This window comes from Mycolicibacterium aichiense (assembly GCF_010726245.1).
Classification (GTDB): Bacteria; Actinomycetota; Actinomycetes; order Mycobacteriales; family Mycobacteriaceae; genus Mycobacterium; species Mycobacterium aichiense.
In genome coordinates, this window is the sequence record NZ_AP022561.1 from 5,294,712 (window position 1) to 5,319,177 (window position 24,466).

The 24,466-nt window shown below is 66.3% G+C and carries 23 protein-coding genes and 1 tRNA gene; 9 read left to right on the forward strand and 15 right to left on the reverse strand.

From position 1 onward, the window contains the following. The first annotated feature begins 49 nt into the window (after window positions 1-49). Complete coding sequence (locus tag G6N32_RS25550) at window positions 50-3,079, forward strand: (Fe-S)-binding protein (protein ID WP_115318347.1); 3,030 nt, start codon at window positions 50-52, stop codon at window positions 3,077-3,079. Here G6N32_RS25550 and G6N32_RS25555 read toward each other — a convergent pair. Both G6N32_RS25555 and G6N32_RS25560 read right to left on the reverse strand, forming a co-directional pair. Further along, window positions 3,076-4,419 (reverse strand): HNH endonuclease signature motif containing protein, encoded by a 1,344-nt coding sequence (locus G6N32_RS25555; RefSeq protein WP_115318346.1) that lies wholly within the window; start codon window positions 4,417-4,419, stop codon window positions 3,076-3,078. The genes G6N32_RS25550 and G6N32_RS25555 overlap by 4 nt on opposite strands. A gap of 55 nt (window positions 4,420-4,474) precedes the next feature. Next, window positions 4,475-4,897 carry a hypothetical protein gene (locus tag G6N32_RS25560; RefSeq protein WP_232077334.1) on the reverse strand — a complete coding sequence of 141 codons (423 nt, stop codon included), beginning with the start codon at window positions 4,895-4,897 and terminating at the stop codon, window positions 4,475-4,477. Between the two features lie 200 nt (window positions 4,898-5,097). Here G6N32_RS25560 and G6N32_RS25565 point away from each other — a divergent pair, with 200 nt between their 5' ends. Beyond that, window positions 5,098-6,363, forward strand: a complete 1,266-nt coding sequence (locus G6N32_RS25565; RefSeq protein ID WP_115318344.1) for a pyridoxal phosphate-dependent aminotransferase — start codon at window positions 5,098-5,100, stop codon at window positions 6,361-6,363. On the opposite strand, the gene G6N32_RS25570 is transcribed toward G6N32_RS25565, so the two are convergent. Further along, window positions 6,331-7,737: an FAD-dependent oxidoreductase gene (locus tag G6N32_RS25570; protein WP_232077336.1), complete on the reverse strand. Its 1,407-nt coding sequence runs from the start codon at window positions 7,735-7,737 to the stop codon at window positions 6,331-6,333. The two genes, G6N32_RS25565 and G6N32_RS25570, sit on opposite strands and share 33 nt — an antisense overlap. Before the next feature lie 116 nt (window positions 7,738-7,853). Here G6N32_RS25570 and G6N32_RS25575 point away from each other — a divergent pair, with 116 nt between their 5' ends. Continuing rightward, window positions 7,854-9,104, forward strand: coding sequence for a YibE/F family protein (locus tag G6N32_RS25575; RefSeq protein WP_115318342.1), 1,251 nt, complete (start codon window positions 7,854-7,856; stop codon window positions 9,102-9,104). On the opposite strand, the gene rfbA is transcribed toward G6N32_RS25575, so the two are convergent. The 6 genes from rfbA to dcd all read right to left on the reverse strand — a co-directional run bounded on the left by rfbA (window position 9,055) and on the right by dcd (window position 15,016). Further along, window positions 9,055-9,921: a glucose-1-phosphate thymidylyltransferase RfbA gene (rfbA, locus tag G6N32_RS25580; protein WP_115318341.1), complete on the reverse strand. Its 867-nt coding sequence runs from the start codon at window positions 9,919-9,921 to the stop codon at window positions 9,055-9,057. The genes G6N32_RS25575 and rfbA overlap by 50 nt on opposite strands. 5 nt (window positions 9,922-9,926) lie before the next feature. After that, window positions 9,927-10,301 (reverse strand): nuclear transport factor 2 family protein, encoded by a 375-nt coding sequence (locus tag G6N32_RS25585; RefSeq protein WP_115318340.1) that lies wholly within the window; start codon window positions 10,299-10,301, stop codon window positions 9,927-9,929. Window positions 10,302-10,319: 18 nt separating this feature from the next. Further along, window positions 10,320-11,084, reverse strand: coding sequence for a maleylpyruvate isomerase family mycothiol-dependent enzyme (locus G6N32_RS25590; RefSeq protein ID WP_115318339.1), 765 nt, complete (start codon window positions 11,082-11,084; stop codon window positions 10,320-10,322). A gap of 10 nt (window positions 11,085-11,094) precedes the next feature. Then, a complete protein-coding gene (locus tag G6N32_RS25595; RefSeq protein WP_115318338.1) occupies window positions 11,095-12,423 on the reverse strand; it encodes a UDP-glucose dehydrogenase family protein in 1,329 nt (442 codons plus the stop codon). Between the two features lie 79 nt (window positions 12,424-12,502). Beyond that, the gene (locus tag G6N32_RS25600; RefSeq protein ID WP_276047450.1) at window positions 12,503-14,254 is read right to left on the reverse strand and encodes a DUF7159 family protein; all 1,752 of its coding nucleotides are present in this window, start codon (window positions 14,252-14,254) and stop codon (window positions 12,503-12,505) included. 180 nt (window positions 14,255-14,434) lie between these two features. Beyond that, a complete protein-coding gene (gene dcd, locus G6N32_RS25605) occupies window positions 14,435-15,016 on the reverse strand; it encodes a dCTP deaminase (RefSeq protein ID WP_115318336.1) in 582 nt (193 codons plus the stop codon). A 58-nt stretch (window positions 15,017-15,074) separates the two neighbouring features. Here dcd and G6N32_RS25610 point away from each other — a divergent pair. Then, a tRNA-Gly gene (locus tag G6N32_RS25610) sits at window positions 15,075-15,145 on the forward strand. A gap of 41 nt (window positions 15,146-15,186) precedes the next feature. Here G6N32_RS25610 and G6N32_RS25615 read toward each other — a convergent pair. Together G6N32_RS25615 and G6N32_RS25620 are read right to left on the reverse strand one after the other, a co-directional pair. Continuing rightward, window positions 15,187-15,987, reverse strand: a complete 801-nt coding sequence (locus G6N32_RS25615; protein ID WP_115318335.1) for a mycofactocin-coupled SDR family oxidoreductase — start codon at window positions 15,985-15,987, stop codon at window positions 15,187-15,189. 73 nt (window positions 15,988-16,060) lie between these two features. Then, a complete protein-coding gene (locus G6N32_RS25620; RefSeq protein WP_115318334.1) occupies window positions 16,061-16,924 on the reverse strand; it encodes an oxidoreductase in 864 nt (287 codons plus the stop codon). Between the two features lie 73 nt (window positions 16,925-16,997). Between G6N32_RS25620 and G6N32_RS25625 the strand changes: the two genes are divergently transcribed. After that, on the forward strand, window positions 16,998-17,612 hold the full coding sequence (locus G6N32_RS25625; protein ID WP_115318333.1) for a TetR/AcrR family transcriptional regulator: 615 nt from the start codon (window positions 16,998-17,000) through the stop codon (window positions 17,610-17,612). 47 nt (window positions 17,613-17,659) lie between these two features. On the opposite strand, the gene G6N32_RS25630 is transcribed toward G6N32_RS25625, so the two are convergent. Further along, complete coding sequence (locus G6N32_RS25630) at window positions 17,660-18,334, reverse strand: DUF998 domain-containing protein (RefSeq protein WP_115318332.1); 675 nt, start codon at window positions 18,332-18,334, stop codon at window positions 17,660-17,662. A 64-nt stretch (window positions 18,335-18,398) separates the two neighbouring features. Beyond that, entirely contained in the window at window positions 18,399-19,010 is a 612-nt protein-coding gene (locus G6N32_RS25635; RefSeq protein WP_115318331.1) for a TetR/AcrR family transcriptional regulator, read from the reverse strand. An 88-nt stretch (window positions 19,011-19,098) separates the two neighbouring features. Here G6N32_RS25635 and G6N32_RS25640 point away from each other — a divergent pair, with 88 nt between their 5' ends. After that, window positions 19,099-19,464: a DUF1330 domain-containing protein gene (locus G6N32_RS25640; RefSeq protein WP_115318330.1), complete on the forward strand. Its 366-nt coding sequence runs from the start codon at window positions 19,099-19,101 to the stop codon at window positions 19,462-19,464. Between the two features lie 20 nt (window positions 19,465-19,484). Here G6N32_RS25640 and G6N32_RS25645 read toward each other — a convergent pair whose 3' ends face one another. Continuing rightward, on the reverse strand, window positions 19,485-20,681 hold the full coding sequence (locus tag G6N32_RS25645) for a DUF445 domain-containing protein (protein ID WP_276047520.1): 1,197 nt from the start codon (window positions 20,679-20,681) through the stop codon (window positions 19,485-19,487). Window positions 20,682-20,746: 65 nt separating this feature from the next. Beyond that, window positions 20,747-21,433 (reverse strand): Abi-alpha family protein, encoded by a 687-nt coding sequence (locus G6N32_RS25650; protein ID WP_115318328.1) that lies wholly within the window; start codon window positions 21,431-21,433, stop codon window positions 20,747-20,749. A gap of 114 nt (window positions 21,434-21,547) precedes the next feature. Between G6N32_RS25650 and G6N32_RS25655 the strand changes: the two genes are divergently transcribed. The 3 genes from G6N32_RS25655 to G6N32_RS25665 all read left to right on the forward strand — a co-directional run bounded on the left by G6N32_RS25655 (window position 21,548) and on the right by G6N32_RS25665 (window position 24,444). Further along, window positions 21,548-22,141, forward strand: coding sequence for a TetR/AcrR family transcriptional regulator (locus G6N32_RS25655; protein WP_115318327.1), 594 nt, complete (start codon window positions 21,548-21,550; stop codon window positions 22,139-22,141). A gap of 160 nt (window positions 22,142-22,301) precedes the next feature. Continuing rightward, the gene (locus tag G6N32_RS25660; protein WP_115318326.1) at window positions 22,302-22,886 is read left to right on the forward strand and encodes a DUF308 domain-containing protein; all 585 of its coding nucleotides are present in this window, start codon (window positions 22,302-22,304) and stop codon (window positions 22,884-22,886) included. Then, a complete protein-coding gene (locus tag G6N32_RS25665; RefSeq protein ID WP_232077338.1) occupies window positions 22,864-24,444 on the forward strand; it encodes a GMC family oxidoreductase in 1,581 nt (526 codons plus the stop codon). Before G6N32_RS25660 ends, G6N32_RS25665 begins: the two co-directional genes overlap by 23 nt. Window positions 24,445-24,466: the final 22 nt, after the last annotated feature.

Below are 24,466 nucleotides of genomic sequence, written 5' to 3' on the forward strand. Positions count from 1 at the left end.
TAACTTAAGCTAAGTTACTATTGGGTAACTTACGACAGGGAGGCTGTCCGTGACCGCTCTCGACTGGGGTCGACTGATCATCGGCCTGCTGGCCACCGCCATCGTGTTGGTGTTTGCCGCACGGCGCGTGCTGTTCCTCACCCACCTGATCCGGTCAGGTCAGCCGATCAGCGAAGAGAGCGGCCGCAAGGACAACATCCCGGACCGCATCAAAGCGCAGTTCACCGAAGTCTTCGGCCAGAAGAAGCTGCTGAAGTGGTCCGTCCCCGGTATCGCCCACTTCTTCACCATGTGGGGCTTCTTCATCCTCGCGACGGTGTATCTCGAGGCCTACGGCGTCCTGTTCAACCCCGAATTCCACATCCCGATCGTCGGCAGGTGGGACGCGCTGGGCTTCCTCCAGGACTTCTTCGCCGTCGCCGTGCTGCTCGGCATCATCGTGTTCGCGATCATCCGGTTGCGCTCCGAACCCAAGGAGTACGGGCGGGATTCACGCTTCTACGGCTCGCACACCGGCGGCGCCTGGCTGATCCTGCTCATGATCTTCCTGGTCATCCTGACCTACGCGATCTTCCGCGCCGCCTCGGTCAACGCCCTCGGCGACGCATTCCCCTATGGCTGGGGTGCCTTCTTCTCTCACGCCCTCGCCAAGCCGCTCGCACCGCTGGGTCACACCGCCAACGAGTGGATCGAGACCATCGCGCTGATGGGCCACATCGGCGTCATGCTGGCCTTCCTGCTGATCGTGTTGCACTCCAAGCACCTGCACATCGGCCTGGCCCCGATCAACGTCACGTTCAAGCGCCTGCCCAACGGCCTGGGCCCGCTGCTGCCCGTCGAGTACAAGGGCGAGCCGATCAACTTCGAGGATCCCGCCGAGGATGCGGTGCTCGGGCGCGGCAAGATCGAGGACTTCACCTGGAAGGGCTACCTCGACTTCACCACGTGCACCGAGTGTGGTCGCTGCCAGTCGCAGTGCCCGGCGTGGAACACCGGAAAGCCGCTGTCACCCAAGCTCGTGATCATGAACCTGCGCGATCATCTGTTCGCCAAGGCGCCCTACATCATCGGCGGCAAGCCGATCCCCAACGGTGAGAACGAGGCCGAACAGTTCGCCTCCGCCGAGGGCGGCTTCGTCGAGACCAAGCACGACGCGCACGACCATGTTCCGGAGTCGGGCTTCGAACGCGTGATGGGCTCCGGCCCGGCGCAGGCGACCCGTCCGTTGGTGGGTACCGCCGAGCAGCTCGGCGTGATCGATCCCGACGTGCTGTGGTCATGCACCACCTGCGGGGCCTGCGTGGAGCAGTGCCCGGTGGACATCGAGCACATCGACCACATCGTCGACATGCGCCGCTACCAGGTGATGATGGAGTCCGAGTTCCCCGGCGAACTCGGTGTGCTCTACAAGAACCTTGAAGCCAAGGGCAATCCGTGGGGTCAGAACGCCAAGGAGCGCCTCACCTGGATCGACGAGGTCGAGTTCGACATCCCCGTGTACGGCAAGGACGTCGAGTCGTTCGCCGGCTTCGAGTACCTGTTCTGGGTGGGCTGCGCGGGTGCCTACGAGGACCGCGCCAAGAAGACCACCAAGGCCGTTGCCGAACTGCTGGCCGCCGCCGGCGTGAAGTTCCTGGTGCTCGGCGATGGTGAGACCTGTAACGGTGACTCGGCTCGCCGCTCCGGCAACGAGTTCCTGTTCCAGCAGCTGGCGTCGCAGAATGTCGAGACGCTGAACGATCTGTTCGAAGGCGTCGAGCGAGTCGACCGCAAGATCGTCGTGACCTGCCCGCACTGCTTCAACACGCTGGGACGCGAATACCCCCAGGTCGGCGGCACCTACACCGTGGTTCACCACACCCAGCTGCTCAACCGCCTGGTGCGCGACAAGAAGCTGGTCCCGGTCAAGGCTGTCGACGGCGGAGCCAACGTGACCTACCACGACCCGTGCTACCTGGGCCGGCACAACAAGGTCTACGACGCACCGCGTGAGCTGATCGACGCCTCGGGCGTGACGCTGACGGAAATGCCGCGGCACGCCGATCGCGGCCTGTGCTGTGGTGCCGGTGGCGCGCGAATGTGGATGGAAGAGCACATCGGTAAGCGGGTGAACCACGAACGCGTCGACGAGGCGCTGACGCTGGACCCGGCCAAGATCGCCACCGGCTGCCCGTTCTGCCGCGTGATGATCACCGACGGTGTCGGCGACCGCGAGAAGGCCGACGAGGTCGAGGTTCTCGACGTCGCACAGCTGCTGCTGGGCTCACTGGATCTGAGCAGTGTCACGCTGCCGGAGAAGGGCACGGCGGCACGCGAGGCCGAGGCTGCCGCCGCCGCGGCACCGGCGCAGGCGCCTCCCGCGCCGAAGGCCGAGCCCGAGGCGGCTCCGGCGTCCGAGCCTGCCGCGGCCGCGCCGTCGGCACCGGCCAAGGAAGCCGCGCCGGTCAAGGGTCTGGGTATCGCGGGCGGCGCCAAGCGTCCCGGTGCCAAGAAGGCCGCCGATGCAGCTCCTGCCGCTGAAGCTCCCGCCGCCGAAGCTCCGGCCGCTCAGCCCGTCAAGGGACTCGGCATCGCCGGCGGCGCGAAGCGACCGGGCGCCAAGAAGTCTGCCGCCGCCGCGCCGGCCGCCGAGGCGTCGACGGCTGCTCCCGCCGCTGAGGCACCTGCCGAAGCGCCTGCGGCCGAAGCTCCGGTCAAGGGGCTCGGTATCGCCGCGGGCGCCAAGCGGCCCGGCGCCAAGAAGTCGGCGCCTGCTGCCGCCGCACCGGCTGCTGCTCCCGCCGCTGAGGCACCTGCTGAAGCCCCGGCTGCTGAGGCGGCCAAACCCGAGCCGGAAGTCAAGGGCCTCGGCATCGCTGCGGGCGCGCGCCGCCCCGGCGCCAAGAAGTCCGCTCCCGCAGCGCCTGCTCCCGCGGAGCCCGCAGCTGAGCCGTCGACACCCGAGCCGGCCGCAGCGGCCGAGCCCAAGGCCGCCGAGCCCAAGGCGGAGGAGCCGAAAGACGAAGCGCCACAGGCCCAACAGGCTCCGGTGAAGGGCCTCGGCATCGCCAAGGGCGCCCGGCCACCGGGCAAGCGCTAGGCCGCGTCGCCATCGTCATTCCCGAGTAACCGCTCGGGGTGATGGAAGTCGTTGACGCCCCCGCGCAGCATCGGCAGGTCCGGCGGCGGTATCCACTGGGTGCTGCCGTCGGGCAGTTTGCGGGTGCTCCACCCGCCGGTCTCGACGAGTTGATTATCCGGTGGGCAGGCCAGCGTGAGGTCGTCGATGTCGGTATTGCCGCCCCGAGACCAGTCTCGTGCGGCGTGGTGCACTCCGCTGTGATAGCCCGGCGCGTTGCAGCCGGGTCTGGTGCAGCCGCGGTCCTTGCTGTGCAACATGATTCGCTGGTCCGCAGAGGCGATTCGCTTGGTGCGCCCCAGCCACAACGCCCGCCCATCGGTCCCGTCGAACAGGGCGAGGTAGTGATACGCATGGGCGGCCATCCGGATCACGTCCGGGATCGGCAGCATCGTTCCGCCGGCTGTGACCGCCTGCCCGGTCTGGGCATGAATGTCCTGCAGCGTGGCGCTGACGATCACCGTGACCGGCAAGCCGTTGTGCGTGCCGAACTTCGGATCACCCAACTGCCCGCGTACCAACGCCTTTAGCGCATCGTGTTGACGCTGGGCATGACTGCGCGAATCCCGCTGGATCACTTCATCACTGGGAGTGACCGTTGGCGTCTCATCGGCTGGGTTGCACATCCCGGGCGCGGCGAACTTGGCCAGCCAGGCATCAAGCTCCGAGCGCAACTCCGGATCCGCGACGAGCCTGCCTACGCTCATGCCGTCGACGCCCTGCGCGCCACACCATACGAATCCGCGCTTACGCGCGCGGTCCTCCTCAGAGAAAGTGCCGTCCGGATTGAGATGAAGCGCCAGCCGGTGCGCAACGTTCTCCAACTGATCGGGCCGCAAGACAGTGGCCTTCTGCGCCAGGATGCGTTCGGCCTTCTCCACCTCGGTCGACGGCACGTGGTCGGGCAGGTCGCGGAAGAACTTCTGGATCACCCGCAGGTGTTCACCGTCCAGCTCACCCGCGCCCCACGCGGTCGCCGTCTCGGGGAGCAGGGGTGGCAGCGGCTCACCGGTCAACGCCCGCCGCTGCACCAGTTGCTCGGCATCCCGGATCCGCCGCTTCGCCTCGCGCGGACTGACCCGCAGCACATCGGCCAGCGTGATCGGGACCGGAGGACAACCCTCGAACCGTTCCAAGCGCGATACCAGCGCATGCGAGGCCGCCACTTGGCGGCGCCGCGCGTTCTCCAAACGCTCCAGGACCACAAAGCGCTCGGGTGCAGACAGCGCATCGAGATCGACGGTGGCCAGAGCCTCGACACAATCGTCGAGCGCCTCCAGTACCGCGTCTATCGAACACATGTTCGAAACACTACTCCGGCCCTCCGACAGAAAGAGCCGGCGCGAACGGCAGCGCTCAGCCGACCTTGATCAGCTGGAACGGCGCCTGGGTGATCTGTCCGCCCGGGCAGTCACCGTTGGAGTCGGCGGTGACTGTGCCGGTCATCGTTGCGGCATTGACCGAGTAGGCGATACGCACAGGCGCGTAGCTGCCGTCGTCGCACACCACGCCGTCGGGCTTGGTCACCGTGAAGTTCCACCGGCCATCGGTGAAGGTGGCGACGCTGGTCCAGCCCACGGTGCTGCTGAGGTTGGCGGTACAGCCGTTGACCGCTGCAGGGCAACTCGACGACGCCGTCACCACGGCGCCGTCGTCGCCGCCGCGGACGGCGTACGTGCCATTTATCAGTGCCGGATCGGCAGACGCAGAAACAGCAAATCCCAGCGCGGTAACCGCCGCTGCGGAAGCAGCGGTTATCAAAGTGCGTGCGATCTTCACGTTCATCCCTTTGTGCCGTCGGTAGTGAAGCCCCAAGTTAGCAGCCGATTCACCTGGCAATCACTGCTGCTGTTCAGCGAAATCACAGTTGTGTCCGAGGCGTCCCACAATTGAATTCGAACCGTGACTTCTCACGTCACAGCAAAGGCACAAAACGGTACGCGGGAAACCAAGTTGCATCGCAATGGGACACTTAACCGGTGAGTACGCACCAGTTACCGTGGCACGGCACCAGCCAGCACCCTCGGCAACGCACGTTCACGCAGTCCACCAAGCTGCAGGACGTTCTGTACGAGATCCGCGGGCCGATCCATGAGCACGCCAACCGCCTAGAGAACGAGGGTCATCGCATCCTCAAGCTCAACATCGGCAACCCCGCGCCGTTCGGCTTCGAGGCCCCCGACGTGATCATGCGCGACATGATCGCCGCGCTGCCCGACGCCCAGGGCTACTCCGACTCCAAAGGCATCCCCAGCGCCCGGCGCGCGGTGTTCACCCGCTACGAGCTCGTCGAGGGTTTCCCCCGCTTCGACATCGACGACGTCTACCTCGGCAACGGCGTCTCCGAGCTCATCACGATGACGCTGCAGGCGCTGCTCGACAACGGCGACCAGGTGCTCATTCCCGCGCCCGACTATCCGCTGTGGACGGCGTCGACCGCCCTGGCCGGCGGCACCCCGGTGCACTACCTGTGCGACGAGACCAACGGCTGGATGCCCGACGTCGCCGACCTGGAGTCCAAGATCACCGACCGCACCAAGGCGCTGGTGGTGATCAACCCGAACAACCCCACCGGCGCGGTGTACAGCCGCGAAGTCCTCGAGCAGATGGTCGAATTGGCGCGCAAGCATCAACTGCTGCTGCTCGCCGACGAGATCTACGACAAGATCCTGTACGACGACGCCAAGCACATCAGCCTGGCCACGCTGGCGCCGGATCTGCTGACGTTGACGTTCAACGGGTTGTCCAAGGCCTACCGGGTTGCCGGCTATCGGTCGGGCTGGCTGATCATCACCGGCCCGAAGGAACACGCCAGCAGCTTTATCGAAGGCATCAGCCTACTGGCCAACATGCGTCTGTGCCCGAATGTGCCTGCGCAGCATGCCATTCAGGTCGCTCTGGGTGGTCACCAAAGCATCGACGACCTGGTCCTGCCGGGCGGGCGACTGCTCGAGCAGCGTGATGTGGCCTGGAACAGGCTCAACGAGATCCCCGGCGTGTCCTGCGTCAAGCCCACCGGGGCGCTCTACGCGTTCCCGCGGCTCGACCCCGAGGTCCACGACATCCACGACGACGAGCAGCTGGTGCTGGATCTTCTTCTGCAGGAGAAGATCCTGGTCACCCAGGGCACCGGCTTCAACTGGCCGGCACCGGATCACCTGCGAATCGTGACGCTGCCGTGGGCGCGCGACCTGAGTAACGCCATCGAACGGCTAGGCAACTTTCTGGCCGGCTACCGGCAGTAGCTCGCCGCGGCGTCGTCGGCGCAGTTTGGCCTTCACCAGCGCAAAGATGAACGCGGGGTGCAGAAGTCGAGCCGGCGGGTCGAGGAAGTTGTTGATCCGGAAGAACTTCTCGGCAACGACGGCGTCGTAGGAACACACCTGCAGCACCCAGTCGGTGGCACGGTTCGCCGCTCGGGTCGCCAGGGTACGACGACCTTCGACCTGTGGGAAGGCCAAGTCCGCCCCGGCCGCCATCTGCCACGCCACCGCAATGGATTTCGCGGCCTTCCGGAAGTATCGCCGCGGCAGATCATCGGAGCCCGAGCGCAGGCAGTCCCGCAAGGCCATCGCGTCGAGCGCCCCCACCGTCATCCCCTGCCCATAGATGGGGTTGAAGCTGCAGATCGCGTCGCCGCACACCACCAGACCGGCCGGAAAACGCCGCAACTGGTCGTAGCGCCGCCACTGGCTCCAGGGCATGCGATGCCGGATCACTTCACCCAGCGGCTCCGCCGCACTGACGGCACTCCAAACATGTTGCGGCGCATAGCTGTAGGCGAAGTCCAACATTCCGGCGCGGTGGCACGGCGGTTCGTTGCCGAGCATGCCCCAAACGGTGAACATCCACTGGTCGTTCTCATAGCTCGACAAGAACAATCCGCTGGGCCGGTTCGGGGCGGCGCCGATCACAACCACCTGCTCGACGAGTCCTGGCGGTATGCGCAACAACTGACTGACGTAGGTGGTGCGCACGACGATGCGGTCTTCGGACGGACGGGGATATCCCAGTCCTTCCAGGAGAGTGGGCATCCGCGATCCGCGGCCCATGGCGTCGACGACCAGGTCTGCCGTCAGTCGCTGCTCGGCGCCCCCGTCGTGGTCGGCCGTCTGCACCCCGGTGACGCGGGTCCGGTCGGGCGTCGAGATCAGGTCGACGACGTCGTGGCCGTGCAGAATCGTCACATTGGGCACGGCCCGCAGCCGCCGACGAACGTGATACTCCAGGAACGGCCTGCTGGACAGGTACATCGCAGACCCGGGTTGCCGCGCGAGACCGGACCTGACCATCGTATGACCGCCGAAGGACACGTAGATCTTCGAGAAGTCCCCGTCGTCGAGGGATACTCCCCCGGCATCGACGAGTTCGCTGAGGAACCCCGGGAACAGCTCGTCGACGATCTGGCCGCCGCGTCCGAGCAGGGCATGGACGTGCCTGCCCTGCGGGATGCCGCGCCGGTTGACCGGTTCGTCGGGCAGTTCGTCGCGGTCGATGACCGTGACGGTTCGATAGAAGTCGCTGAGTACCTTCGCGGCCAGCAAGCCGCTCATGCTGGCACCCAGAACAATGGCATGGTCCCCGACGACGGCCATCCGCTCCTCCTCGCCCCTGGTCACCTGAGCATGGGGCGCGCCGCGGAGGCCGCTTAGCGTAGTCGGCTACTCGACTTCTCCGACGATGCCGCGGTGAGGTCCACCAGCTCATCCCCAATCAACGCCTCTACCCTGTCCGGGTGGCGCATTCGCATTCGTATTCGCACACCGGCCCGGCGCCGCTGAGTCCGCTGGCAGCCCGCGTCGTCGTGATTGCGCTGGCCGTGATCGGGCTGGCGGTGGTGATCGGTGCGGCACTGCTGTGGCCGAGCGGGTCGAAGGCGGACATTCCGCTGCCGTTCCAGAACAGCGCGGGTGGTGCAGTCACCACCGAGGGTGGTCACGTGACGTCCAGCAGTCTGGCCGACTGCGGCAGCCCCTCGGCGGGCCAGGTGCTCACCGCCGCTCCGGCACCGGGCAGCGCGGGCAGCGGCACCTGCGTGCAGACCGTGGTGACGATCGACAGCGGACCCAACCGGGGCGCGTCGACGATGCTGGAGTTCTCGCCCGGCCCGGGTCAACCAAACCTGTTGGCAGGGGATTCGATTCGAATCTTCCGCCAAGTCGATCAACAGGGCGCCACCAGCTACGGGTTCTACGATTACGAACGCACCTGGCCGCTGATCGCCATGGCGGCAGTGTTCGCGATCGTGATCGTGGCAGTCGCCCGCTGGCGCGGGCTGCGTGCCTTGGTCGGGATCGTCGTGGCCTTCGTGGTTCTGGTGGTATTCCTGCTTCCGGCCTTGAGGGACGGCGCCCCCGCGGTGCCGGTGGCCCTGGTGGCCTCAGCGGCGATCCTCTACGCCGTGATCTATTTGGCGCACGGCATCAGCCTGCGTACCAGTGCCGCCCTGCTCGGTACCCTGACCGCGATGTTGTTGGCCGGCGGCTTGTCCTGGGCGGCAATCGAACTCGCGCACCTAACCGGCCTCTCGGAGGACCAGAACAACGAGGTTGCCGCCTATATGGGCCACGTGTCCATCCAGGGCCTTCTGCTGGCCGGGTTCATCATCGGTTCACTGGGTGTGCTCAACGACGTGACGATCACGCAGGCGTCGGCGGTGTTCGAGCTCGCCGAATCGGGCCATGGTTCCCGCAGGCAGATCTTCGGCAGCGCCATGCGGATCGGCAGCGACCACATCGCCAGCACGGTGTACACGCTGGTGCTGGCCTACGCCGGGAGCTCGCTGCCGCTGCTGCTGTTGTTCAGTGTGGCCAACCGCTCGCTGTCGGATGTGCTGACCAGTGAGAGTGTGGCGATCGAGATCGCGCGCTCGGCGGTCGGCGGTATCGCGCTGGCGTTGTCGGTACCGTTGACCACCGCGATCGCCGCGGTGCTGGCTACCCCTGGTCCAGCAGCTTCATCAGATAGCCGCCATAGCCCGACTTGACCAGCGCCGCCGCGCGTTTGGCCAGCTGCTCGTCGTCGATGAAACCCATCCGCCAGGCCACCTCTTCGGGACAGGACACCTTGAGCCCCTGGCGGTATTCGATGGTGCGTACGAAATCGCTTGCATCCAAGAGTGAATCGAATGTTCCGGTGTCCAGCCATGCGCTGCCGCGGGGCAGCACCTCGACCGTCAGCCGACCCTGGTTCAGGTAGGTCTGGTTGACTTCGGTGATCTCCAGTTCGCCGCGCGGCGACGGCCGCAGCCCGCGGGCGATCTCGATGACGTCGTTGTCGTAGAAGTACAGCCCGGGCACGGCGTAGCTCGACTTGGGTGTGGCCGGCTTCTCCTCCAACGACAGTGCGGTGCCGTCAGGGGCGAATTCGACGACGCCGTAGGCGGTCGGGTCGGCCACCCGGTAGGCGAAGATCGCCGCCCCCTGCAGATTCTGGAATCGGTTGAGGCTGGTGCCCACGCCGGGGCCGTAGAAGATGTTGTCGCCCAGCACAAGCGCGACGGGTCCGGTACCGATGTGCTCGGCACCGATGAGAAATGCCTGCGCGAGCCCGTCGGGCCTATCCTGCACGGCGTAGCTGATGGTGACGCCGAGTTGGGATCCGTCGCCGAGAAGGCGGTGGAACGCCGGGGCATCGTGGCCGGTGGTGATCACCAGGATGTCGCGGATGCCCGCCATCAACAGCGTCGACAGCGGGTAGTAAATCATCGGCTTGTCGTAGACGGGCAGCAGCTGCTTACTCACACCCTGGGTGATCGGATACAGCCGCGTCCCCGAACCACCGGCCAGGATGATCCCGCGCAAGTCGCTCAGACCTGTAGGTCGTTGTCGGACATCTCGGTGGCCGCCAGGGCCGCTGCCAGGTCGTCGTGACGGAACACCGAGGTCACGTGGTCATGCACCACCCGGAACGCCGAGGCTGTGGTGCGGACGTCGGTCGGGTCGGTGTTCGAGGTCAGCCGCTCCTGCACGACGACGACGCCGTCGCGGTAATAGATCTGGCCCACCTCGACGTTCGCCGCCACACGCTGCGCCCACTCACTCAGCGCGGCATGGCCCTGCGCGGCGCCGTCGGCGTCACCGATCTCGATGTCGTCGCTGGACAGCGAGATCAGCGTGTCCAGGTCCGAGGTGCTCAACGCGTCGTGCCAGGCCAGCACGGTGGCGATCTCTGAAGTGCTCATTTGGCTCAAACTACCGGTCTAGAACGGCGTACGTGCCAGCCAGGTGTCCCAGACACCCGCGTCGCCGAAGACCTCCAGGCCTTGCTCGGCGGCGCTGCGACGGCGCACGACGGCCAGCAACAGGTCGCGCGCCGGGCCGCGCAGCGCCACCGTGGCCTTGCCGTGGCCCTGTTCGACCGCGATGCCGTCCAGACGGCCGAGGATGGTCCACTCGCCGGCCTCCCCGAGGCCGGGATCGGTGGCGTGCAGGTGAATCGACTGCCCGTCGCCGAGTGGCCGGTCGCCGCCGGCCGGCCCCTCCTCGTCGGCCTGGATCTCGACGCGTTCCAACCACTCGGTGATCGCGTCGGCGGCCAGGGCGGGATCCACCGTGTAGTCGACGCCCAACGCGATGGCGGCGTCGGCGCGATGCACCAGGGCCTCGTGCAGGCGCCGCCGGATCCACCACTCGGCCGGCCGCGGGCCCAGGAATGTCCACACCGGGGTCTGCGCGCCGGTAGCGGCAACGGCGTCGATGAGTTGCTGCGCACCGGCCTGCAGCCAGGCGATCTCGTTGTCCCGACCGGCCGGGGGCTTGCCACCGTCGACCGTGCGTGGATCGATGAAGTCCATCGACTGCTCGGCGACGATCCGGGCGCACCACCGGTCCCCGCGCCCGACGTGGCGCATCAACTGCTCGAGCGTCCACTCCGGGCAGGTCGGCACGAGGATCGACAGATCGGCGTCACGGAGAAGGTCGGCGAGCGCGGCGTTTTCGGCAATCAGGGCTGTCGCGAAGTCCACGTAGGAAAACCTACGTCAACGCGGGGCGGCCCAAGGCGTAAACCTTCCATCCCGCGGCAGTCCAGCGGGCGGTGTCCAGGCAATTGCGGCCGTCGACAACAACTCTGGCTCGCACCGTCTGGGCCAGCTCGTCGGGATCGATGTCGACGAACTCCTGCCATTCGGTGAGCAGCAGGACCGCGTCGGCGCGTTCGCAGGCCTCCAGGGCGGAGGCCGAATAGTTCAGTGTCGGGAACAGGCGCTGGGAGTTCTCCATGGCCTTCGGGTCGTAGACGTTGACGGTGGCGCCATTGAGCTGCAACAGGCCGGCGACGTTGAGCGCCGGGGAATCCCGCACATCGTCGGATTCGGGCTTGAACGCGGCTCCGAGCACGGCGACGTTGGCGCCGAGCAGCGATCCCCCGCACGCGGTGGTGGCCAGCTCGACCATGCGGGTGCGGCGGCGCATGTTGATGCTGTCCACCTCACGCAGGAAGGTCAACGCGTGGTTGGCGCCGAGTTCGCCGGCGCGGGCCATGAAGGCACGGATGTCCTTGGGCAGGCAGCCGCCGCCGAAACCCAGTCCCGCGTTGAGGAATCGTCGTCCGATCCGCGGGTCGTGGCCCAGCGCGTCGGCCAGGACGCGGACGTCGGCGCCGGCCGCCTCACACACCTCGGAAATCGCGTTGATGAACGAGATCTTGGTAGCCAGAAAGGCATTGGCGGAGACCTTGACCAACTCCGCGGTCTGCAGGTCGGTCAGCAGGAACGGCACGCCCTCGGCGAGCAGCGGAGCGTACATCTCCCGCAGCACCGCCTCGGCGCGTCGCGAATCGGGTTGTACGCCAACGACGATGCGATCCGGGTGCAGGGTGTCCTGCACCGCGAAGCCCTCGCGGAGGAACTCGGGATTCCAGGCGATTTCGACGTCGACGCCGTCGGCCGCCAGCGCCCGGGCGCGCCGGCTCAGCGCTGCCGCCGTCCCCACCGGAACCGTTGACTTGCCGACGATCACCGACGGCCGGGTCAGCCGCGGCACCAATTCGTCGATGACCGCGTTGACGTGGCGCAGATCGGCGCCGTACTCGCCCTTCTTCTGCGGAGTTCCGACGCCCAGGAAGTGCACGTCGGCGAAGTCGGCTGCCAGCTCGTAATCGGTGGTGAACTGCAAGCGGCCGGCAGAAAGATTGTCCTGCAACATCTTTGCCAGTCCGGGCTCATAGAACGGGATGTCCCCGGAGGACAGTTTCGCGATCTTGCCGGGGTCGATGTCGATGCCGACGACATCGTGGCCGAGCTCGGCCATTCCCGCGGCGTGGGTCGCGCCCAGATACCCGGTGCCAAAGACAGTGCAACGCATACTGCCTCTGTACGCAGCCCCGATGATGGGACCGCATCGCGACACTAAGCGCGAGGCTAACGCCGGGTGAACTCGGGTGTCAGTGGCCGAAACTCGGGAACGGCCACAGCGGGTTCTGCGATCCCCGACCGCTGCGCGATCCCCCGGAATCACCCGAGCGGGAACCACCGTCGGACCCCGAACTCGAGCCTGAGCCTGAGCCTCCTCCGTAGCCACCGGAGCCACCGCCGTAGCCGCCCGAGCCACCGCCGTAGCCGCCCGAGCCACCAGCGGCCGGAGGCGGATTACTCGGCGCTTCGGTGACCGGCGCCTGCGGCTGCTGCGAAGGCGGTTGCTGCTGAGTCGGCGGGGTCGACGGCTGCTGCGTGGGAGGCGACGACGGGTAGGTCGGCGTCTGAGGCGGCGACGAGGGGTACGACGGGTAGTTCGGCGACGACGGGTACGTCGGGTAGTCCCGCGGTCGCGGCGGCCGCAGGAACGGCGGCAGAATCGGTTGCGGCAACACGATGATCGGCGGCGGCAGGATCGGAGCCGGGATCACCGGGGCGATCGGAGCCGGGGCGGGCGCCGGTGCCTCCGGAGCGGGCGCGGGGGCTTCGGGAGCGGGTGCCGGGGCGGCGGGAGCCGGTGCCGGGGCTTGCGGAGCCGGGGTCACGAACACGGTTCGGGGCGCCTGCTGCACCACCGGGATCGGCTCCTGGATGGTGTCGGGCACCGACGGCGCCGACGGCGGGGCAGGCGGTGCGGCCTGCTCCGCAACAGGACCGGCCGGCTGGCTGCTGGGCACGATCACGGCCTCGGCCGGGCTGGGCCGCTGGTCGACGGTCGGTCGGATGCTGACCGCCAGTGAGATCACCAGCGCCACCACACCGACCACGAAGATCGACGTCAGGGCACTTCCGACCAGTAGGAACGGCTTGCGGCCGGAGTCGTCGGGGGCGAAGTCGAGCTCCTCGGGAACCGAGTCGTACGGCACCGAGTCGTAGCCGAGATCGCCGTCCATGTCGTCGAGCACTTCGCTGTAGCCGAGCGGCGCCATGTAGCCGGCGGCGGCCATCTGGGTGCCGGCTTCGGACATCTCGGTGCTCGCGCCGGCCGGGTACACGCCGGCCGCCGGGTAGACCTTGCCCGCAGTGGTGCCGTCGGGGTCCTGGGCGTAGGCCAGTCCGACGGTGGACGCGTCATAGCGCGGTGCCGTCGCGGACGCCAACGCAGCGCCGCGGGCCAGCGCGAGTTCTGCCTCGTCGGGAGCGTGCACCGGCAGCATTGTGCCGAGGGCGAGCTGTGATTTGACCGCCGCGACGTCGACGCCGGAGCCGAGCACGAACACACCCTGCGGCGGTTCGGGGATGGCCTCCAGGCCGGCGATCATGCGCTGCAGTTCGGCGACCGCATCCTGAGCGTGCAGGTGCTCGGTCTGCACCTTGACGATGTAGCCGGTCGCGGTGTCGACCACCGAGACGGTGGCGGTGTCGCGCTCCAGGAACATCAAGGCCGTGCGGTCGTAGCCGACTGTCTGGCCGACGGCTTGCGCCAGCGCACCGGCGGCATGCAGTTCGGACACCAGGACTACGTCGTCGATCTTGCGGGCCGCCAGGGCATCGCGCAGTCCGGCGGCCGCGGCATGGTCGGTCCACGTGACGCCGGTCGACACCAGACGGTGTCCGCCTTCGGCGGCGCTTTCCCGGGTACCGAGAATGGCCGCGACCACTTGATCGGCCGCGGTTGCTGCACCTTCGCCGGTCTGGATGTCGAAGGCATCGTGATCGACGGTCACGCCGTCGGCTTTCTCGCCTTCGACCAGCACCATGCGCACCGTCGTTGGCGTCATGGACACACCGAGTGCGATGTCCACTACCCCTCCAAGGTTGTTTGCTGGATCTCCCCGACCCGTTACTGCGCTCCACCGTTCTAGAGCCGCTCAACCGTAAAGTTCATCGCCGCAGGTAGCGGCGCTGTTACAGCTAAACGGATTAGCTGGCGGGCGGTGCCTGACCCTGGAGCTTCGAGGTTACGCGCCTGCTTCGGACTGAAGAAAGTTCTGATAGGACCGCGACGGAGTCGGACCGCGCTGACCCTGGTATTTGGAGCCGACGCTGGCGCTGCCGTACGGATTTTCGGCGGGGCTGGTCAGGCGCAGCAGGCACAGCTGGCCGATTTTCATGCCGGGCCACAGCGTGATGGGCAGGTTGGCGACGTTGGAGAGTTCCAGCGTGATGTGCCCGGAGAAGCCGGGGTCGATGAAGCCCGCGGTGGAGTGGGTCAGCAGGCCGAGGCGGCCCAGCGACGACTTACCTTCCAGGCGGCCGGCCAGGTCGTCCGGCAAGGTGCAGCACTCCAGCGTCGAGCCGAGGACGAACTCGCCGGGATGCAGGACAAACGGCTCGCCTTTGGCGGGCTCGACCAGACTGGTCAGCTCGTCCTGCTGCTTGGCGGGGTCGATGTGGGTGTAGCGGGTGTTGTTGAACACCCGGAACAGGTTGTCCAGCCGGACGTCGACGCTCGACGGTTGCACCAAGGCGTCGTCGAACGGGTCGATGCCCAGTCGACCGTCGGCGATGGCGGCGCGGATATCACGATCGGAGAGCAGCACGCGACGAGCGTACTGGCGCACGGTCGGCGGTGCGGTTGCTATCCTTCGTCAGCACCGTGCCGATGTAGTTCAATGGCAGAACATCAGCTTCCCAAGCTGAATACGCGGGTTCGATTCCCGTCATCGGCTCTCACCTCACCGGCGGCACTAACACCGCGTCCTTGAGCCGCTCAGTGCAGTCGAGCGCTGCCGCCCAGTCCGATCTCGAGGACGCTTCCGGTGACGACGCCGGGGTCGGTGACCAGATAGAGCAACGCGCGGCTGACGTCTTCGGGCTCGATCCACGGCTGCGGAATCGGATTGGCCCGCATCATCCGCTGTACGAGTTCGTCGGGAACACCGTCGCTGTCCACCGGCTGCACCATCGGGGTGTGCACGGTGGTCGGGCAGATGACGTTGACGGTGATGCCGTCCTTGGCAACCTCCAACGCCACGGACTTGGCCAGCCCGATCACGCCCCACTTGGTGGCGTTGTACGCCCCGAGTTCTGGAATGCCCATCCGGCCGCCCATCGACGACGTCACCACGATCCGGCCAAAACGCTGCCTGCGCATCACCGGTAAGGCAGCCCGCAGGATGTGGAACACGCCCGTCAGATTGGTGTCCACGAGTTGCGACCACGCCTCGTCGGTCACCTCGTCGAGCGCGCCGGTGCTCACCACGCCCGCGTTGGCCACCAGAACGTCAAGGCTGCCCAGGCTGCGAACGGTTTCCTCGACGGCGGCATTCACCCCATCTGCGTCGCGGACGTCCATCGCGATCGGAAGGCACAGCACGCCAAGCTCTTCGACGTCTTTGGCGGTCGCGCGCAGATCTTCCTCAGTGGACAGTGGATAGGTCAGGTTCATCGGGCGGGGCGCGTCGGCGAGGGCGATGTTCGCGCCTTCCGCCGCCAGCGCCAGAGCGTGCGCGCGTCCTTGGCCACGCGCACCCCCGGTGATGAACGCGACGCGACCGTCCAGGGCACCCATGGACAGTGAGCCTAATCGCCTGTGCGGGCAGAGATCACCAGTCAGATGATCGTTGGCTGCCCCGTGCCGCCGTTCAGTTCGCGATCTGCGCGCCGTCCGGGAAATCCGTGGAGCGCGACAACTCGGCCCATGCCGCGATCTCCTCGTCGACCGCGGCGCGCCCATTCGTTACCAGCCGTAGGGCGTCAGAGCCGAGGATCAGGTGTGCGGGCGGATTCGGGGAGTCGATGACCGCCAGGAGCGCTTGGCCGGCCTTCGCGGGATCGCCAAGCTGATTGCCACTGGCCGCGATTCGGTTGGCGCGCACAGGGTTCATCAGCTCGTCGTAATCGCTGATGCTGCGTTCCGTTCGAACCATGGAACGACCCGCCCAGTCGGTACGGAAGGAGCCGGGTTCGACGGCGGTGACGTGGATCCCGAGCGCCTTGACCTCTTTGCCAACGGTTTCGAGGATGCCTTCGAGTGCGTACTTGCTGCCGTGGTAGTAGGCCAATCCCGGAACGGTCATCATCCCGCCCATCGAGGTGACGCCGAAGATGTGCCCCGCCCGACGTCGACGCATGTGCGGTAGCACCGCCTTGACGGTCGCAACTGCGCCAAACACGTTGGCGGCGAACTGCGCTCGTAATTCAGACATGGGGGACTCTTCGAACACTCCTTCGTGCCCATAGCCGGCGTTGGCGATCGCGACGTCGATGGGGCCGACCGTGGACTCGACATCGTCGACCACCGCGAACACGGCGTCGTCGTCGGTGACGTCGAGCTCGCGGGCGATCGCCCGCCCCGGCGCCATCGCGCTGAAGGCGTCGGCGTCTGCCGACTTCCGGACCGTGCCGACGACGGAGTGGCCGTCGTCGAGCGCGGCGTGGGCGAAGGCACGTCCCAGCCCTGAGCTGACGCCGGTGACGAAGAAGATCCGGTGGTGATGTGGTGACATAGCTCGAATCTACATCACGTTGAATAAAATCAACACTGCGTAGAATTTTGTCGGCGGCCTGTAGAGTCCGATCATGGCTGGACAGAAGGAGCGCTCAACCAGACGCCGGGCCTCACCGTCAAAGGGAGACCAGCGCGAGCTCGCGATCCTCGACGCGGCGGAACGCCAACTCACCGAGGATGGCCTGGAGCGTATGACCGTCGAGACCATCGCAACGGCGGCCGGCATCACACGTGGTGCCCTGTACTTCTATTTCGCCTCGAAGAACGACGTCCTGGCCGCTTTGGTGGGCAGGACCGCGACCAGCGTGGCGGAAGGTGTCGACCGCGCGAAGACACAGGCGCCTGAGGATCCGCGAGAAGCGTTGCGCGAAGCGGTAACTCAGACCGCACGGATGTGGACCGAGCATGGCGCCGTCATGAAGGTGGCCGTGGAGCTGGCACCTGTTGTCCCGGAGATCGAGGCATCTTGGCAGGCAGCTGTCTCGGCCACGGCAGATGCAACTCGCGGATTGTTGGTCAAAGCTGGTGTACCGGGTGACGACAGCCCGCTGGGCGCAGCCGCCCTCAGCGCTGCCCTAGTGTCAATGACCGAGCGCCACTTCTACGCAGCCGCCAAGCGAAGGGGCGCACTGGACGACGCGGCCGAGACGTTGACTCACGTGTGGCTCGCCGTTCTCCCTCGTTGAACCCGATCCGTACGACAGCGGGGTGGACGACGCGCGACCGGCCCGGTTCAGCCTGACCGGCGCGTCGCCTCTCGCAGTGCCACGTAGACCAGCCAACCACTTACACAGAGCAGCTGCAGCCGCTGAGCTACGCCCAGGGCACCGCCACGGTCGGCGCTGTCGAGGAAGACGCTGACGACGGTCGACACTGTCGTTGCGGCGAGTCCGCCCAGGACCCACAGTCCGAACCGGTGCACCCGTCGGCCGATGCGTTCCGCCATATCGACGCGCAGGAACGCAATCAGCGAAATCAGTGCCGCGGCAACAGCTATCACGCTGCTCACGGTGTGCAGCTGATGCGAAAGGGGCACCGCGCCTGCTGCTTCTCGTGCCGCGCAGGCAGGATCGGCGTGCGGCGCGCACGACATCGCCCACGCACTGTCGAGTGCGGTGGCCACGGCGAACATTGCCAATGTCGCCCACGCAACCGCGGCCATACCGCCGCGAACGCGCCCGCCCACCACGCTGACGGTCACGCCCAACCCGATCACGGCGGCCGTCGCGAAGTCTGCTGCCCGCAACAGCCCGCTCAGCGGCTGGTCGGTGGCGATGAGTTCGCTCACGTAATCGCTTGCCTGCGCAGGACCGGAATCGACGAAGATCGTGATTATCCAGCTGCTGTAGAGCGCGGCGCAGACGAAAAACGCTGCGGCCGCGATGCGTGAGCTTCGCGGCGGTCGCACCTGGCAAGGCTAGGTGATTTTCGGAAGGGCACCGGAGGTTTGCGAACATGGGCGCAAGCGAGCGTCACGAACCGGCGCCCATGCTGCGTTCAACACCCGCCACCGCAACGGCGGCCAGATCCCCCGCCGACACGTCACGCGCCGTCGAGAACGCCATCAGAGCACTGCCCCGCAGCAGTCCGATGATCGCGACGGCCGCAATGTGAGGGTCCACGCCGGATCGAATGGAGCCGTCATCGATCCCGTCGACGATGTACTGCGCGAGGACTTCTCGGAACTGTGCGTCGCGCTCGGCGAAAAGCTCGGCCAGCGATGGTTCGGCACCTGCGGACTCGGTCCACAGCTTCAGGAACGCTTCCGAGCGCGGCGAGCGCTCATGTAGGCCGCTCAAGTAGGCCCCCACGAAATCCGTCAGCCGGCTGAGCCCGGTCGCCGAGTCAGCCGGGACGTCGAACGTCTGGGTGTACTTGATGACCTCCTCGAGTAACCGGGCCTTGCTACCGAAATGGTGATGAACGATGCCGCGGCTGTACCCGGCGGCCTCGCCGACGGCGGCCAGCGACACCGCGCGCGATCCGTGTAGAGCAACCAATGCCGTGGCTGCTTGCAGCACGCGCTGGCGGGCCTCTTCGCGACGTTCAGCCTGTGTTCGGCGAGCGGTTCGCAACTCCTCCATGCCTGGTCATCCTGCCTGAGACCGAACTTGTCGGTGCCATCCAGTAACTTGCGTGTTGTTCAGCAAGTAACTCTCAAGGGAGAAAGTCATGTCAGTTCTCGACGCGTCCGCACTCGAGCAGTTTGTCGCCGCAGATCCGAGCGCACCGGTCGTGATGCTCAACCTCGTGCGGTTCGCCCCAGGCGGTGCGGACAAGTACCGGGAGTACATCGAGCACTTTCGCAGCTCCGGCATTCAGGAGCGCTACGGGGTGACGATCGTGTACGGCGGCACCGGGCATCCGTCCCTCGTTGCCGACGCGGGCGGCGACTGGGACCTGGTGGCATTGTTCCGCTACCCCAGCCGGCGGCACTTCGTCGACATGGTCAACGATCCGGCCTACCAAGCCTTCGAGCATCTACGGGCGGAGGCCGTGGCCACCGCGGTACTGCAGCCCACCACTCCGGCGCTGTAGCTGCACTCAGGTAGCTGTACTCAGTGCGTGAAGAATTCGATGATCTGCACCTGAAGCTCGCCGACCACGCCACCGAGTACCGCGCCGACCGCGATCATCAAAGGCTCGTCGTCCTTGAACACCGGTCGCAGAATCGACTCGTACTCCTCCTCGGTCAGTTGACTCATCTTGTCGATGACCACCTGCTCGAGGTTCAACGCGTTCGCCGCGTACTCCTGCGCCTCCAGCAGGGTATCCGGCAGCCGCTCCAACACCAGGGTGACGACGCGGTCCTTCAGCGCCCGGTATCGCTTGGTGCCCACCGCCAGCGTGACCATCGGTCGCGCAACACCGGTCTGGGCGTCGATGGCGGCGTCGATCTCCTTGGCCGCCAACGCGAACAGTTTGTCCGAGCCGGGGCCTTTGATGATCGCGTCGAACATGAGCTCCGGTGAGAACAGATCGTCGGCCAGGATCTTGGCGTAGTCCCGGGTGATCTTGTCGCGCTCGGCATGCAGCAGTCCCTGAAAGGGGATGAAACCGAGGTACTTTCGCGGGTGCATCGGCCGGAACAGCATGTTCAACGCGATGTAGTCGCTGATGAAGCCGACCGCGAAGCCGAACGCCGGCATGATCCATGGGTTCTTGAACAGCGCCCACGCCACCATCTGGACCAGACCGATCACCAGACCGAAGTAGATGCCGCTACGCCGCACGAACGCCATGGCATCGGTGGTGACGCTGCGCATCAGCTTGACGAGCTTCTCCTTGTTGCGCACCAGCGCCGTCACAGCCATGAAGTGCAGATCGAGATAGCGCGGGAGATCTGCCTTCATCTCGGTGAGCATGTTCTCGACGATGTGGGGCGCCTGCTTGTGCATCCGCTCCTGGATCCCGCGCCGGGCGGATTCCGGCAGCGCATCCCACAGACCCGGGCGAATCTCGTCGGCAAGGTCCCGGGAGATGTCGTCGATGGCTGCTGCAAGCGGACCACGCAGCGCGTCGACCGCCTCGTTGGCATCGATGCGGTCTAGCAGCTCTTCGGGTTTCAGCAGATTGGACGTCAGCAGATCGATCGTTTTCGAGCCGACCTTGCCCGCCCGCCGCGGCACGATGCCCTGCCAACCGAACGGGCCCCAACCTCTGAATTCGATCGGGCGATAGAGCATTTCGAGCGCCACGATCTTCGTGCTCCACCCGACGAACGCCGCGACGAACGGCATCGACAGGTACACCATCCAATAGGCGCTGAAGTCGGCCTTGATCTCGGTCCAACTGGAGAGAGCCAGCACCGATACTGAGCTCACTGACCGGGTTCCCCTGTGGCGGCCGCCCAGAGCGACGCGCCAAGCGCCGACAGCGTCAAGGTCGACTTCTCGACTTTGGCGGTCAGCGGTCCTCGCGATGCGCTCTTGATGGCCGCAAGCACTGACGTCTCGGCCATCAGCACCTCGTATTCAGTGGCCAGCGCGGGGTCTTCCGGGCCGGCTTCGACGAGGCCGAGTGACAGCAGGTGGCTGACGTATTGCGGAACCATCTGCGGCAGAGCCACGTTCGCGGTCCGGCCGATCAACGAGGCATTCTCCAGCGCCGCCCGCCCGGGAACACGGGGACTGAGCCAGGTGTAGACGTTCACCATCGGTGACGACGACCCGTCGGACAGCGCGCCCAGGATTCGCGCCTCGTCGGCGACAAGCTGATCGAGCAGGTGGTGATAGAGCTCGACCTGGCTCCCCTTGGTGTTCTGGTCGAGCGCGCGGTCCAGCAGCCGGCCCATCTTCCCGGACAGCGAGTCGGGGTCCGGCACTGACGCGTCCGGCACTGACTCGGGTGCGGCATCCTCGAGCGTCTCAGCGGGGTCCAGCGAATCGAGTCCGTGCCGGATCGCACCTACGACTTGTTCCTCGGCCCAGCTGTAGACATCGAGGCCCACCCGTGCGGCGTCCACCGCGCGCCCGATCAGTCCTCGCGGGTCATATGAGAAAGCCATCCGCAGAAAATAGCCCGCCGCACCGCTCTTGCGGTGGAGACCTGGGCGATCGCAATCCGAACGCCTCTTCGCCCTATCTTGATTTGCCTACCTACTAGAAGGTAGGCTACCGACATGCCCCCTTCGCCGACCACTCCTGACGCGATCCTGCGGTGCGCACACTCGTCGATCGTTGCCGGCGGATACAGCGGATTCAGTTACGCCGACATCGCAGCGGTCGTCGGAATCCGGAAGGCCAGCATCCACCACCACTTCCCGACCAAGTCCGACCTCGTACGCACTTTGGTCAAGCAGTATCGCGAGCAGGCCGAAGTGGGCCTTGACGCCATGGAGCGCAATGCGTCAGACGCGCTCGAACAACTTCGGGCGTTCACCGGCTTTTGGGAGGCGTGCATCGGTGCGCCGGAAACCAGCTACTGCCTCTGTGCCCTGCTCGCCACCCAGATCCCCGTGCTCCCCGACGAGATCGTGCTCGAACTGCGGGCATACTTCCGCACCCTGTCCGCATGGCTGCAGTCCGCACTGGAGCGCGGCGTGCGGGAAGGGATTATCACGTTGAGCGGTAGCCCACACGCCGAAGCCGAGGCACTGATGGCCACGGTGCACGGCGCCATGTCGTCGGCCCGAGCCTACGGCGAGCCCGAAGTTTTCGCCGCCATCACCCGGCCCGCCATCGACCGCTTGCGATCGGCTCCACCCAACGAATAGCCGCCACTCGTAATACGTCTCGACAGGTAAGCGTCCCAACTCCGAGTCGCACCAGGCGGCCTCGGTTGATCTGCCATGCGCGGATCCCGGCGCGAGCAGAGCCAGGGCCAAACCCTGCGCTCTAGTCGCTCGTGCCTTCGTCCAAAAGAAGGTTGAAGACATGACCGAGACGGTCGACCAAGTCCGAGAGCACGCCGGCCCCGGAGGCCGCACCTGGCTCGAGCGTTACTACTACGCGCGGGCCGCGTTCTCCATCGCATGGGTCGGCGGCGCCATCACCCTGGCCGACAGCTCCCCTACTGTCATCGCAACTCTGCTCCTGATCTACCCGGCATGGGACGCAGCGGCCAATCTCGTTGACTGCCAACGCAACGGCGGCCCACGGCGCAATCCGACACAAGCGGTCAACTCGGTGGTAAGCGTCGTGACCACGATCGCCGTCGCGATCGCACTGACATCGAGCATGAATACCGTGCTCGGCGTGTTTGGCATCTGGGCGGCGCTGTCCGGACTCCTCCAACTGAGCACCGGCGTACGGCGCTGGAAGGCTGCGGGCGGACAGTGGCCGATGGTCATCAGTGGCATCCAGTCAACGGTCGCTGGCGCTAGTTTCCTCGTGCAGGCAGGCTCGACCGAGGTGCCCCGCCTCAGCGCCATTGCCCCGTATGCCGGCTTCGGCGCGTTCTACTTCCTGCTCTCGGCAGTAGTCCTCACCGTCGGCCATGCCCGCCGTCGCCTCCGCTGACGATCGTCGCAACCAGATTCACGAGGAGATGCAATCGATGAGCTTCGACGAGACGTATGACTATGTCGTGATCGGCGCGGGCTCGGCAGGCTGTGTGCTGGCCGCCCGCCTCTCGGAAGACCCATCCGTGTCAGTGCTGTTACTGGAATCTGGTCGGGTCGATGACAACCCGGAGTTGTCCATTCCGCCGGCATGGCCGTCGCTGTGGGGAACCGATGTGGACTACGCGTATCGCACGGTGCCGCAACGAGGCACCGACGGTGTCGCGCACCTGTGGCCGCGAGGCCATACTCTCGGCGGCAGCAGCAGCATCAATGCGATGGTCCATCTGAGGGGTCATCCCAACGACTTCGCCGCATGGTCCGAATCTGGTTGTACAGGCTGGGATTACGATGCAGTGCTGCCGTTCTTCAAGCGTATGGAGACCGTCGCAGGCGGCGATCCGTGCTACCGCGGCGTGGACGGGCCGATGCGCCCGGCGCCCGCTGTCCGCCCAAACCCGCTATCGCAGGCATTCCTCGACGCCGCACGGTCTGCGGGTTATCCCCTGACCGGGGACTTCAGTGGGGATGCACCCGAAGGTGCGGGGTGGCACGACCTCGCGATCCACGAGGGCATGCGCCAGAGCGCTGCGGCCGCATACCTGCACCCGCTCGGCAACCGCCGATCGAATCTGGTCGTGTCGACAAGCTCACGTGCACGCAGACTTGTATTCTCCGGAAGCCATTGCACCGGAGTGGAGTTCACCCGCAAAGGCCATCTGGTGACCGCAGGTGCAACCGCCGAGGTGGTGGTGAGCGCGGGGGCGGTGGACTCGCCCCGGCTGCTGCTGCTATCCGGCGTAGGTCCCGCAGCCGAACTGGAAGCCGCAGGGCTACGGGTCCTTCACAATCTGCCCGGCGTGGGACGCAATCTGCACGATCACCCGCTATGCGGACTGGTCTACCAGGCGGCGCGCGAAATCCCGGCCGGTTCTGCCAATCTCGCCGAGGTCTCGATGCTGTGGCGCAGCGAGGACGCACTGAGGGGCCCCGACATGCAGCTGATGTTCATTCATGTGCCATTTCATCCGCCGCACCTGACCGCGCCGGTGAACAGCTTCACGATCGCGGTCGCCACCATTCCGACGGCGCGCGGGTCGGTCCGTCTCGCAGGGCCAGATGCAGCGACGCCGCCGCTCATCGATCCGAACTATCTCGGTACGGACGCCGACGTGCGGCGGATGATCCACGGCGTTCAGGTGGCCCGAGAGATCGCGAACGACAAGGCGTTCGACCACTGGCGCGCGCGGGAAGTGCTACCGGGTGCCGACGTGGAGAGCCAGTCAAGTCTGCGCGATTACCTGGCCCACGCGACAGGCACCTATTACCACCCCGTGGGCACCTGTGCGATGGGTATCGGACCCGAAGCGGTAGTGGGCTCGGACCTGCGAGTCCATGGACTGAGCGGTCTGCGCGTCGCCGACGCGTCGGTCATGCCGCGCATCGTCGCAACCAACACGAACGCGACAACCATGATGATTGCCGAAAAGGCTGCCGCACTGATCCGGAACTCCTGAGACGCACACGCTTCCCCGGCGC